Origin of the sequence: Peribacillus sp. FSL E2-0218 (genome assembly GCF_037992945.1) — a bacterium.
Taxonomy (GTDB): domain Bacteria; phylum Bacillota; class Bacilli; order Bacillales; family DSM-1321; genus Peribacillus; species Peribacillus simplex_B.
This window is the reverse complement of the sequence record NZ_CP150304.1, coordinates 692,660-705,072: the sequence shown is the minus strand read 5'-3', so window position 1 is coordinate 705,072 and position 12,413 is coordinate 692,660. Positions and strand designations below refer to the sequence as shown.

The 12,413-nt window shown below is 43.1% G+C and carries 13 protein-coding genes; 3 read left to right on the top strand and 10 right to left on the bottom strand.

Features of this window, described 5'->3' with window-relative positions; translation table 11 throughout:
• Positions 1 to 21 precede the first annotated feature (21 nt).
• Both MHI53_RS03360 and MHI53_RS03355 read right to left on the bottom strand, forming a co-directional pair.
• Entirely contained in the window at positions 22 to 981 is a 960-nt protein-coding gene (locus MHI53_RS03360; RefSeq protein WP_061143569.1) for an L-threonine 3-dehydrogenase, read from the bottom strand.
• A 44-nt stretch (positions 982 to 1,025) separates the two neighbouring features.
• Positions 1,026 to 2,216: a glycine C-acetyltransferase gene (locus MHI53_RS03355; RefSeq protein ID WP_061143570.1), complete on the bottom strand. Its 1,191-nt coding sequence runs from the start codon at positions 2,214 to 2,216 to the stop codon at positions 1,026 to 1,028.
• 559 nt (positions 2,217 to 2,775) lie between these two features.
• On the opposite strand from MHI53_RS03355, the gene glpT reads away from it, so the two are divergent.
• Complete coding sequence (glpT, locus tag MHI53_RS03350) at positions 2,776 to 4,137, top strand: glycerol-3-phosphate transporter (protein WP_061143571.1); 1,362 nt, start codon at positions 2,776 to 2,778, stop codon at positions 4,135 to 4,137.
• A 306-nt stretch (positions 4,138 to 4,443) separates the two neighbouring features.
• Here glpT and MHI53_RS03345 read toward each other — a convergent pair whose 3' ends face one another.
• The gene (locus MHI53_RS03345; protein ID WP_340372752.1) at positions 4,444 to 5,007 is read right to left on the bottom strand and encodes a thioredoxin family protein; all 564 of its coding nucleotides are present in this window, start codon (positions 5,005 to 5,007) and stop codon (positions 4,444 to 4,446) included.
• A 227-nt stretch (positions 5,008 to 5,234) separates the two neighbouring features.
• Between MHI53_RS03345 and MHI53_RS03340 the strand changes: the two genes are divergently transcribed.
• Positions 5,235 to 6,086: a GRP family sugar transporter gene (locus tag MHI53_RS03340; protein ID WP_061143573.1), complete on the top strand. Its 852-nt coding sequence runs from the start codon at positions 5,235 to 5,237 to the stop codon at positions 6,084 to 6,086.
• Between the two features lie 18 nt (positions 6,087 to 6,104).
• Positions 6,105 to 6,890 carry a glucose-1-dehydrogenase gene (locus tag MHI53_RS03335; protein ID WP_340372751.1) on the top strand — a complete coding sequence of 262 codons (786 nt, stop codon included), beginning with the start codon at positions 6,105 to 6,107 and terminating at the stop codon, positions 6,888 to 6,890.
• Between the two features lie 188 nt (positions 6,891 to 7,078).
• On the opposite strand, the gene MHI53_RS03330 is transcribed toward MHI53_RS03335, so the two are convergent.
• The 7 genes from MHI53_RS03330 to MHI53_RS03300 are packed head-to-tail and all read right to left on the bottom strand — an operon-like array spanning position 7,079 to position 12,385.
• A complete protein-coding gene (locus tag MHI53_RS03330; protein WP_061143575.1) occupies positions 7,079 to 8,221 on the bottom strand; it encodes an amidohydrolase in 1,143 nt (380 codons plus the stop codon).
• 18 nt (positions 8,222 to 8,239) lie between these two features.
• Positions 8,240 to 8,749 carry a GNAT family N-acetyltransferase gene (locus MHI53_RS03325; RefSeq protein WP_061143576.1) on the bottom strand — a complete coding sequence of 170 codons (510 nt, stop codon included), beginning with the start codon at positions 8,747 to 8,749 and terminating at the stop codon, positions 8,240 to 8,242.
• Between the two features lie 19 nt (positions 8,750 to 8,768).
• Positions 8,769 to 9,539 (bottom strand): amino acid ABC transporter ATP-binding protein, encoded by a 771-nt coding sequence (locus tag MHI53_RS03320; RefSeq protein ID WP_061143577.1) that lies wholly within the window; start codon positions 9,537 to 9,539, stop codon positions 8,769 to 8,771.
• A complete protein-coding gene (locus tag MHI53_RS03315) occupies positions 9,536 to 10,246 on the bottom strand; it encodes an amino acid ABC transporter permease (protein WP_061143578.1) in 711 nt (236 codons plus the stop codon). The genes MHI53_RS03320 and MHI53_RS03315 overlap by 4 nt, the downstream gene beginning before the upstream one ends.
• A gap of 20 nt (positions 10,247 to 10,266) precedes the next feature.
• Complete coding sequence (locus tag MHI53_RS03310) at positions 10,267 to 10,974, bottom strand: amino acid ABC transporter permease (RefSeq protein ID WP_340372750.1); 708 nt, start codon at positions 10,972 to 10,974, stop codon at positions 10,267 to 10,269.
• 32 nt (positions 10,975 to 11,006) lie between these two features.
• Entirely contained in the window at positions 11,007 to 11,831 is an 825-nt protein-coding gene (locus MHI53_RS03305; RefSeq protein WP_061143580.1) for a transporter substrate-binding domain-containing protein, read from the bottom strand.
• Between the two features lie 20 nt (positions 11,832 to 11,851).
• Positions 11,852 to 12,385: a GNAT family N-acetyltransferase gene (locus MHI53_RS03300; RefSeq protein WP_340372749.1), complete on the bottom strand. Its 534-nt coding sequence runs from the start codon at positions 12,383 to 12,385 to the stop codon at positions 11,852 to 11,854.
• Positions 12,386 to 12,413: the final 28 nt, after the last annotated feature.

Here is a 12,413-nt window from a genome sequence, read left to right as displayed (position 1 = left end):
CTTTTATTCAGATACGGTCCGTTATGCGGTCACTAAAAATGATTTCAATCCAAGCTTAACCAACATATCCTTCGTCATTTTCTCCAGATCGTATTCCGCTTTGAATCCCCACTCTTCCTTCGCACAAGTCGAGTCGATTCTATTCGGCCAGCTGTCGGCAATGGATTGTCTTGCGGGATCGACCTCATAGTTCATGACAAAGTCAGGAATATGCTTTTTAATCTCGGCAGCAATTTGTTCCGGGTCAAAGCTCATGGCCGATACATTGAAGGAATTCCGATGCTTCAGCTTGGATGCATCCGCCTCCATTAATGCCATGATGGCAGCCAAGGCGTCAGGCATATACATCATATCCATATACGTTCCTTTTGCGATGTAGGAAGTGTATTTCCTGTTTTTAATCGCTTCATAGTAAATTTCAACCGCATAGTCGGTGGTCCCGCCGCCAGGAGGCGTGACATACGAAATCAGCCCCGGGAAACGAAGACCTCTCGTATCAACGCCAAATTTATGATGGTAATAATCACATAGCAACTCTCCCGATACTTTGTTCACTCCATACATCGTATTTGGACGTTGTATCGTGTCTTGCGGTGTGCAATCTTTAGGTGTGGTTGGACCGAACGCTCCGATCGAGCTTGGAGTAAATAATCGGCAATTGAGCTCCCGTGCCGCTTCCAACGCATTCACCAATCCACCCATGTTCAAATTCCAGGCTAACAGCGGCTTCTTCTCAGCTGTTGCAGACAATAAAGCAGCTAAATGAATGATGGTGTCCACTTCATGCTTCTTGGCAATGTTGAACATCTCTTTTTCATCGGTAACATCCAAAATTTCAAATGGACCCGATTGGACGACGGAGCTCTCCGTCTTTCGGATATCCGTTGCCACGACATTGTCGGCTCCGTAAATCTCTCTCATTTTCAGCGTCAGTTCTGAACCAATTTGACCTAAAGCTCCTGTGACTAAGACCTTTTTCATTAAAAATCCCTCCCCAATGTATTCCCAGCAAGCAAATTAATCCGTTAGATGATTGACATCTCTTTTCCCACTTTTTCATAAATCGCTATCGCACGATCGAGCATCTCTTTTGTATGGGCAGCAGTCGGCATATTCCTTACCCTTCCTGTTCCCCTTGGTACGGTAGGGAATACGATGGACTTGGCATACACACCTTCTTCATTCAGCCGCTTGCTGAATTGCTGTGTTTTTGCTTCATCGCCAATAATGCAAGGCGTGATCGGTGTTTCGCTATCGCCGATATCAAACCCTAATTCCTTTAGACCTTTTTTCAAGTAAGCGCTATTTTCCCACAGCTTATTTTGAAGTTCCGAGCTGTTCATCAAAATATCGATCGCTTCTATGCTCGAAGCAACTGCCCCAGGTGTGACAGCCGTTGAAAACAAAAATGGCCGGCTTCTAACCTTCAACCAGTCAATCAAGTCCTTCTTCCCCGCTACATAGCCTCCAACAACGCCAATCGCTTTGGATAATGTGCCAATTTGGAAATCGACTTTGTCCGATAAGCCAAAATGTTTTACCGTCCCTGCACCATTTCCCAATACACCAGAACCATGCGCATCATCCACATACGTAATTAAGTCAAATTCTTCGGCAATCTCCACGATTTCAGGAAGCTTGGCAATATCCCCGTCCATGGAGAACACTCCATCGGTAATGACCATGACCTTGTTATACAATCCCGACTCTTTTGCTTGACGTGCCTTTGATCGTAAATCCTCCATATCCGAATGGATGAAGGGAATGATTTTTGCTTTGGACAAACGGCATCCATCAATGATTGAAGCGTGATTCAGTTCATCTGAAAGGATGGCATCATTCTTATCCATCACTCCTGAAATCGCTGCCATATTACAATTAAATCCAGATTGATAAGCAATGGCTGCTTCCGTATGCTTAAATTCCGCCAGCTTTTCTTCCAATTTCACATGGATATCCAACGTACCATTGATCGTACGAACCGCCCCGGCCCCGACACCATATTTCTTCGTCGCTTCGATGCAAGCAACAATCAATCGTTGATCCGTGGCTAAACCTAAATAGTTATTGGATGATAAATTGATCAGCTCTCTGCCAGCAATCTTGATCACCGGCCCGTTTGGACCTTCTACTGGATCAATAACGTTGTACAGACCTTTATCTTTTAAATCGTTCAAATTATCTGTTAAAAATTGATTTAATGATTCACTAGTCATTACATATACCCCCTCATTATTGGTTGGAACAAATGCGGATTTTTTTATGATTTACTCCTATTCTAAAAACAAACCTTTAAGAATATAGAATTTTACTATTTTTAAGAAAATACATGTGTCCTTCCCAAAAATACAGATTGGTTCAACATGAATCCTTTTGTATTAGTGGTTATACCCATCATAATAATAGATAATTTTATCGTTGTCCATATTGTGCGGACAAAAAAATACGAATTTAATATTTTTGCAATAAAGAAAGCCTAAAAATCTTTTGAAGTCGCAAGAATACCTGATTGATTTCAATCATGGATTTTATAGCGTTACCTATGTTAAATGACTCAACTGCCTGACATCCCCCACCCCGGACGTATGTAAACGTTGACAACACTTTTATATGCAGGTATTATTTTCTGTACAAGTTAATGATGGTGGAGATCTGGAGACCCATGCTTTAATAGGACCTGTCAATATGAAGGTACGCTATTTTGGTATGGGTTTTTTTGTTTTATCGCCGTTTCTTAACCACGTTCATAACTTAAATTCATTAAGGAGGATTGAAATGTTCAAAATGTTTAAGCCTGCCCCACCAGTTCAAAGATTACCTGAGGAAAAAATTGACTCTGAATATAAAAAACTCAGGTTACAAGTTTTCATCGGGATCTTCATTGGTTATGCAGCGTATTATTTAATTCGGAAAAACTTTTCCATGGCCATGCCCTATTTAAAGGAAGAAGGATTTACAACTGGACAGCTGGGACTAGCGTTGTCTGCCATTTCCATTTCATACGGGATAAGTAAGTTTGTAATGGGAACCGTCTCAGATCGAAGTAATGCAAGGTATTTCTTGCCAGCAGGCTTGATTCTAGCCGGAATCGTAAGTCTCCTTATGGGATTCGTCCCTTTCTTTACATCATCGGTTGCAATCATGTTCATCATGTTATTCATTAATGGATGGTTTCAAGGAATGGGATGGCCCCCATCTGGCCGAGTACTTGTTCACTGGTATAGTGTAAGTGAAAGAGGGGGAAAAACAGCAATATGGAATGTTGCCCATAACGTGGGCGGCGGCTTAATGGCACCATTGGCCATTGCAGGTGTCTCCATCTTTGCTACATCAATGGGCTCTTCCTATGCTGGCTATGAAGGAATTTTTATACTCCCTGCATTAGTAGCTATTGTAATTGCATTCATTTCATTTCTCTTAATACGTGATACACCCCAATCAGTTGGTTTACCACCTATTGAAGAATATCGCAATGATTATCCTAATAAAACGAAAAAGTTGTTTGAAACGGAATTGACAACAAAAGAGATTCTATTCAAATATGTATTGAATAACAAATGGGTCTGGGCAATCGCCATTGCAAATATCTTTGTATATTTCGTCCGTTATGGTGTACTTGATTGGGCACCGACCTATTTGAGCGAAGAAAAAGGCTTTAATATGGATAAATCGAGTATGGCTTATTTCTTGTACGAATGGGCTGGCATCCCCGGAACTTTATTATGCGGATATATATCGGATAAAGTTTTTAAAGGTCGTCGTGGACCGGCGGGGGTTGTCTTTATGCTGGGAGTATTAATCGCTGTCCTGGTTTACTGGTTTAATCCCGCAGGAAACCCAATGGTCGATATCATTTCCTTGATTGCGATTGGCTTCTTAATTTATGGACCGGTCATGTTAATAGGTCTACAAGCACTTGATCTAGTTCCTAAAAAAGCTGCCGGTACAGCCGCAGGATTGACTGGCTTGTTTGGATATTTAGGTGGGTCAGTGGCAGCGAATGCCATGATGGGATATGTAGTGGACTTTGCAGGTTGGAACGCAGGCTTTACATTAATCACAATTTCTTGTGTTCTTGCAGTAGTCGTATTTGCGATTACATGGAATGTTCGCGGACAGGAAGTAGTAAAAGGGTAAGGTAAGGTGCTGTCAGGTACGATAGCCCTATCATCCCCGTTACCATGATGGGATGACAGTAAGAACGTCATTGGAAGCACCGGCGCAAGCCAGACAAAAAGGCTTCGGAATGATTTCATTCCGAAGCCTTTTTGGATTTTTCATTACGTTTAAAGCAGGGATGATGCCTTGCGTAAAAATGGAGGTTTGTTAAAGTTTTAAGGCTAGTGGAGGGGAATTTAACGGTTGAATTTCGCAAAAAGCAGTAGACATCCTCAATGACTATCGAGTTTGCCTGCAGCCTGAAATTCCCGTTACTGCGAGAATTCAATCAATTTTCCCCAATGTCTCCTTGATGCTGCCGTAAACTTCAAACCAAAGGTTCCTATCCTCGGAAAACGCCTTTGTGATCTTTTTAAAGACTTCTTTTTGCTCGGCCTCAAATCGTTCATCATCCTTGGCTGGCAATACGGAACGCAGCTCCATGACATAGTCCTGCACTTTAGGTGCACGAGGTCCCCATACAGCTCTTTCCTCGCCATGCTTATCGATGAATATAAAGATGGGAATGGAACGCGCTGTGCCATTCGTTAAGTATTCATCCATCAGTTCAAGATTTTCATCTCGTAGAACCATGCGCGTTTCGATATTTGCAGCTTCAGCAATATTCAACAGGATCGGTATATTCATCATCGCGTCTCCGCACCAGTCTTCAGTAAGGACAATGGCCCGAAGATCTTTCGCTTTCCATTCATCAAAAAGATCCTGATCTTCCGCAGAAATGGCAAAGTTCTCAAGGATCGACTGCAAGCTTTCTTTATGGACCTTCATGGAAGAAACAAATTCTTCTGCTGGGATTCCCTTCTCAAACCATTCATTCAATGTCGTCATCTTATTGCTCCTATCTTTTTTAAGTTAAAAGTACCATAAATCACGCACAATTTCATTGTTTACACCTTGATAACCTATCCAAGTGAAAGAGGGATGATTTCAAATTGGTAAATGAATACCATGTTTTCTTTCCCGTGTAAAGGGAACGTAATATAAATCAATAGCTTGCTATCTAAGTATTTACTATTCATTTAAAAAAGGGTTTTCCAATTTAGGAGTTGAAATTCGTGGAAGGTATTCTCTTGGCACTTCTCCCCGCTTTGACATGGGGCAGTTTGGTGCTTGTTTCCGAAAAACTTGGAGGCAGTTCTTATAATCAAACACTCGGCATTACAGTCGGTTCATTACTGTTCGCCATCGTGATGTCCTTCATCAATCCCCCGGAATGGAGCAGTCTGGTGTGGATCGTCGGCATCATATCCGGAATAGGGTGGGCGTTCGGTCAGTTATTTCAGTTTAATAGTGTCAAAGAAATTGGGGTTTCTAAAACCGTTCCCATTTCGACGGGGCTGCAAATTTTAGGAAATACATTTTTCGCCGTGATCATTTTCAGGGAATGGAATGACAAACTTACAATCATCATCGGCATCATTGCCATCATCTGCTTGATTACCGGTGTCTTGCTGACAAGTTATGGTGACGGTGCTGAAAAAAAACAAGGAAGCATGAAAAAAGGGCTATTTTATCTTGCCATTTCAACGGCTGGTTATGTTACATATGTCATCGTGGTCAGGTGGAATGAAGTGGACGGATGGTCTGCGATCCTGCCGCAAGCAATCGGCATGTTCCTAGCTGCCCTGCTGCTTTCCCTCAAGCATAAACCGTTCAATAAATATGCCGGAAGAAATATCCTGACAGGACTGATGTGGGCAGTCGGTAACATCGGCCTTCTGCTGGCTAATCCAAAGGTTGGTGTCGCCATTGCCTTCTCCTTTTCCCAAATGGGAATCGTCATTTCCACTTTAGGCGGCATCTTTCTCTTAGGGGAGAAAAAATCGAAAAAGCAAATGACCTTCGTCATCATTGGATGTGTACTCGTCATTGCTGGCGGCGTCATGATCGGCTTTACAAAAGAATGATTCAAGGAGTGATATAACATGTATAAAGATTTAGAGAAAAAAGTCGTCGTCATCACCGGGGCGGCAAAAGGGCTAGGAAAAGCCATGGCCGAGAGGTTCGGTAAGGAAAAGGCACATGTAGTCTTGAACTATCACACTGAAAATGACGATCATAAGGATATCATCCAAACGATCGAAGCAGCGGGCGGCAAAGCGGCAGCGATCCAAGGCGACGTTTCGAAGGAAGCGGATGTTAAGGAACTGCTTTCATTTGCGGTCGATACGTTCGGGACAATCGACATCATGATCAACAATGCCGGTATTGAAAATGAAGTGCCAAGTGAAAAATTGACACTTGAAGATTGGCAAAAGGTCATTGATGTAAATCTAACCGGGATGTTCCTGGCAAGCAGGGAAGCGATCAGCTATATGCTGGATCATGACATTAAAGGGAGTATCATTAACATGTCCTCCGTTCATGATCGGATCCCTTGGCCTCATTTTGTCCACTATGCAGCAAGTAAAGGCGGAGTGAAGATGATGACGGAAACCCTTGCACTTGAATACGCCCCTAAAGGGATTCGCATCAATAACATATCCCCTGGCGCCATCGATACACCCATCAATGCCGAGAAGTTCAATGATCCAAAAGCTAAACAAGAGGTCATCGACTTAATTCCAATGGGATATATCGGAAAACCGGAACAGATTGCCGCTTGTGCTGCTTGGCTAGCCTCAGCTGAATCAAGCTACGTAACGGGCATGACCTTATACGCTGATGGCGGAATGACCAAATATCCCGGATTCCAAGCAGGAAAAGGGTAATCGTTTTAAAAATGATGCAGCTGCTGAAATGTCCCTTCTCATTCTAGTAAAAGTTATGTATGCCAATAAGAAGAAAGAATGTCAGAGACAGGGGTCCTCCTTGTCTCTCATTTCTTTGCCCTCACCTTATAGAATCTTCAATCCAACGTACAAAGCCTTTCCCCAAATGTGCTCGGCAAATCCTGCCTTCACCACTCTCCATGTTTACACAATAAATCCTTGGCACTTTCAGATAAAAAATAGGCGGCTTTCATTATCGCTTTTTCATCAACCGTAAAGGCTGGGTGATGCCAGTCTTCGTTTCCGTTCGTACCAAAAAAGGCAAAAGTACCGGGAATATGTTGAAGATAGTAAGCGAAATCCTCCCCAGCCATTGAAGGTTCTGGATCGATTACACCTAATGATTGCCCCAAAGCGGAACTGCGTGCCATCTCTGTAATAGCTGGATGGTTATGAAGCGCAGGTGGCCCTGGAAACCAGTCAATCACAGCCTCCTGTGAAAAAGCGGCCGCGATATTATTTACGATCGAATGAAATTTCTGCTTTACTTCCTCCCGTATTGCCGACTCAAAAGTCCGGATCGTTCCTTCAAGTGTGACCTCACCCGGAATTACATTCCATGTGCTTCCACCTGTTATCCTCGTCACGCTCACCACCGCACTTTCCAGCGGAGATACATTTCTGCTGACGATAGTTTGCAGGGCGGTAATAAGCTGGGCTCCCGCTGCTATCGGATCATTTCCACTTTGAGGGATCGCCGCATGACTGCCCTTGCCTTGAAGCACAATTTGAAAACGGTCCACTGCCGCCATTAGCGCTCCTTCTTTTATCCCTATGGTCCCGACAGGTAAATCCGGTTTATTATGCAGTCCGATTATGGCCGCGACATTGTCGATTTGGCCGTCTTTTATCACGTAAGCAGCACCGCCGCCCAACTCTTCTGCTGGTTGAAAAAGCAAGCGCACGGTTCCGCTCAGCTCCGGTTGATATTCTTTCAACAGGTAAGCAGCGCCAATGACAGCTGCGGTATGGAAGTCGTGCCCGCAGGCATGCATCACTCCTTTTACTTTTGAAGCAAATGGAAGACCGGTTTGCTCCTCGATCGGGAGCGCATCGATATCCGCCCTTATCGCTATCGTCGGTCCGGGTTTCCCACCCTTTATATCTGCGAAAACACCTGTTTTCAATCCTGTCTGCCGGATTTCTATAGCCTCTTCCCCAAGCCACTTTCGAATCGACTTTGTCGTTTCGAATTCTTCATTCGATAACTCGGGATGTTGATGTAAATGACGCCGTATCGCTATTAAACGGCTTTCCAACTCTCGCCCCATACAGACGCCTCCTTCCTTTTATAAATCCAAGCGATAGCATTTCACTAAAATATCATGATTTTGGAATTCCTTCGTTTCATCCCGTTTAAAGCCAAACCATTCATATAATTTAATGGCTTTATGCATCTTGTCGGTAGAATGCAGGTACAAACTGGACGCCCCTTGCGATTTTGCATACTGTACACTAGCTTTTAATAATTCCTGTGCGATACCGCGCCCTCTTGATTGGGGATGAACGGCCAGCAACCGAATGATTGGTGAAGAAATTCCAAGTTCAGGCTTTTCATATGCCTTTTCAGATGATTGAAAAAGCTGTAATGTACCAAGGATATCCTGTTGGCACTTTGCAACCAATACCTTATCAACAAGTGGATTATCCACGGAGGATTGAATATTCTTCAAATATCCATCCCAAGCCTCCGGGTTCGAATATTCAAATTCATACTGCTGATAACTTTCAACCAATAAGCGGCGGACCTTCTCTTTGTCTTCTTCAATTAATTCATTGACTACAATTGGATTAGTCATCTCCCCTTGGCCCCTTCCTTCAATTAGCTTTTTCTTCTAAATACGGTATAGGAATATCCCTTGATATCCTGTTTAAAAATTGTCGTGTTCGTTCTTCTTTGGGAGCATTGAAAATTTCAAGCGGAGAGCCTTCTTCCACGATGATCCCGCCGTCCATGAAGAGAACTCGATCGGATACCTCTTTGGCAAAACTCATTTCATGGGTTACAATCACCATCGTGATGCCTTCCTGGGCAATGGTTTTTATCACCGATAGAACCTCTCCGACGAGTTCAGGGTCAAGTGCCGATGTTGGCTCATCAAATAGGATGACTTCCGGATTTAAAGCAAGGGCCCTGGCAATGCCCACACGTTGCTGTTGGCCGCCTGACAATTGCGAAGGGAAATCGTTATGCTTATCTCCCAACCCTACTTTCTCCAATAAAAGCTCGCTTTCTCGTTTCGCATCCGCCTTCTTATATTTTTTTGTAACAATTAATCCTTCCATCACGTTTTCCAAAACGGTTTTATGAGCAAATAAATTATAATGCTGAAAAACCATCGCCGATTGTCTCCTCAGGGACAAGATTTCCCTTTTGGTCGCCTTCGTGGACTTCACCTGTATATTTCCCACTTGAACAATGCCCTCATCTGGTTTATCCAGAAAGTTCAAGCACCTAAGCAAGGTCGTTTTTCCAGATCCGCTAGGTCCAAGGATGGTCACTACTTCACCCTTGCCTACCTTCAAATTGATTCCTTTTAAGACGGGCTGCCGGTTAAATGATTTTTTTATATCTTTTAAATAAATCATTGTACTCCTCCTCGATTATAGGCAGTGGCTTTTTTCTCGATGAAAAACGAAAGTCCCTCCGCAATGATTGTGAGACCCCAGTAAATCAAACCAGCGGCGATGAAAGACTCCAAAAATTTCAGATTGGTGGATGCAACTATATTGGCTGCACCTGTCATTTCCTTTTGGGAGACAATGAAAGCGATCGATGACGTATGCAGGAATCCAATGAAAATATTCGTGAAATTCGGAATGGATTGGGCCATTGCCTGAGGCAAAACGATGCGTGTCATCGCTTGAAAGGTATTCATGCCTATGGAATAAGCTGCCTCCATTTGTCCAGTGGAGACACTGATGATTCCGGACCTGAATATTTCCGATAAATAAGCACCCGCACTCAACGATAGGGCGGTCAGGACGAATAAACTGATTGGGATGGAATTAGATTGAATGCCCCAATCGAATTTCGCGGAAATTAGATCGATCAATAGCGGAAAACCGAAATAAATGAGCATGATGTGCATGATGATCGGCGTTCCTCTAAAGAAAGAAACATATCCATTCGCCACTCCAGCTAAATATTTCACTTTATAAATCCTGATCAAGGCAACGGCGAGACCGATTAGAAAACCTGCAAAAAGAGGAATAATCGTCAAGAAAAGCGTAGTGGGAAGTGCCTTCAAAATCTCCTTGAAAGCAGTCCAGATAAATAGAATATCAATCGTCAAAACCTTCCCTCCTCCTTTTGTTATCCAGCAGCAGACACATGGACTGCCTGATGCCGGTTGATGCGATTTTCATACCATCTAAATATTTTCTCGAACAGTAGCACGACTGCATAATAGATGATGGATAAGGAGAGGTAGACTTCGAGACCGTGTGCCGTTGCAGCAATCAATGTCTCCCCTCTCCCCATCATATCCATCACACCGATGGTAAAGGCAAGAGAGGTATCCTTCAATGATCCGATGATGGCGTTAGCGATATTGGGAAAAGCGATCCGTATTGCCTGTGGAAGCACGATCCGAAAAAAACTTTGGCTATTATTCATCCCCACTGAATAGGCTGCTTCCGTTTGCCCATGATCGACAGCCTTTATCGCCCCTCGAAAAATCTCCGCAAAATGCGCCCCATTACTCAGTGCATACGTAATAATGACAAAATACAGAGCCTCCATTCTTGAAATATCGATGTTAACGAATAAAAGGATGGCAGGAAGCCCATAAAACACTAGAAATAATTGGATTAAAATAGGAGTTCCCCGAATGAAGGAAATATACAATATGACAAATTGATTCAATACCGGGATACGGAATACCCTCAGGATGGCAGCCGCTATCCCAAGGATCATCCCTAATGAAACCGAGGCTGCCAGGATCTGTAACGTAACCCCTAGATAATGGATTAAAGTCGGTACGAAATCGACTATTAAAGAAAGATCGAATGATTTCCCCATGCTTTAGCACCTCCGCGCTTACGACAATCTAATTAAAATCCGACTGAATAATCAGCACCCAGCCACTTTTTACTAAGTTCGCTCACTGCCCCTTCCTTTTTCAGCTCCACAAGTGCTTCATCAATTCTCTTCTGTAAAGGCGTTTCATCCTTTCTTAGCAAAAAGTATACCTTTGAATTAAGGAGAGGTTCACCTACGACCTTTTGCTGTGCATCTGCTTGTTCATTCAAGAAGTCGACTGCAAATGGTGTCGTGATGGTGGCATCGGCCCGGCCCGTTTTGATTTGATTCTTCGTATCATCGGCACCTTGGCCTGAATAAATGATGTCAATGCCGGCATTATTTTCTTTATTGTACTTTTCAAGAAATACGGCTGAATTGCTCGTTGCACTCACTATCGCTTTTTTCCCTTTTAGATCTTTAATGGAATGAATATCATTGTTGTCCTTATGAACGGTAACCTGTAAGGGAAAGACATTATATGGCTCCTTATTAAAGAGGAATTTCTCTTTTCGTTCATCATTCACTTCCATTTGATGAGCAACGAAATCGATTTTATTCGTCTCTAAACTTAATAAAAGATTAGAAAAATCCATCGTTTTAAATTCAAATTCATATTCAGGGAGCTTTTCATCGATTTGGCGGACCAACTCGACATCATATCCTGTCAGCTTCCCGTTCTTATCCAAAAAGCAAATATTCGGGAATTGCGTGCCTGTTCCTACAATGATTTTCTGAACTTTTTTATTTTCTGTATCACCTGCATTTGATTTTGCTGTACTCGTTGTTTCTTTCGAAGAGCAAGCTCCTAAAACAGTCAGCAGCAGTGCCATCACCAAAAATAATATTTTTTTCATCTCAATTTCCCCCGACATTTTTAATGACTAACCAATGGTTCTTTATTTTCAATGATGCGGTACAGCGTTTCATCAAGAATTTTACGAAGGTAGACAATCTTTTCGCCATCGTGAACTCGTTCGGCAAAAATCTCATAGCCTCTTCTTTCATAAATGGATACAAGCCAAGGGTGGCGATCGGCTGTCGCCAAATAGACAGCCGGCGCTTTCACCAGATCCCGAAGCATATTTTCTTCCACCCAAGTTAACAAAGCTGACCCGATGCCTTTTTGCTTATACAAGGGATCTACCGCAAACCACCAAATGAAGGGGTAGGGACTGAAGTGCTCAGGATCATTCCATGGATGGCGAACGGTCACGGTCGAAACAATTTGGCCATCCCGTTCTAATACGTAAGTGAGATTCCGCCGAATATTATTCGTCACTAACTGCAGATCAGCCGTCGCAGCCAAAAATTTAATATTCAAATCCCTAATCGGTTCATACGCCCTAAGCGTGACCCCCAGCACTTCAGAGGCATCCGTAACAGTAGCAAGACGGATTAGCTGTGACATGATTCATCCCCCATCTCCATAGTTTATT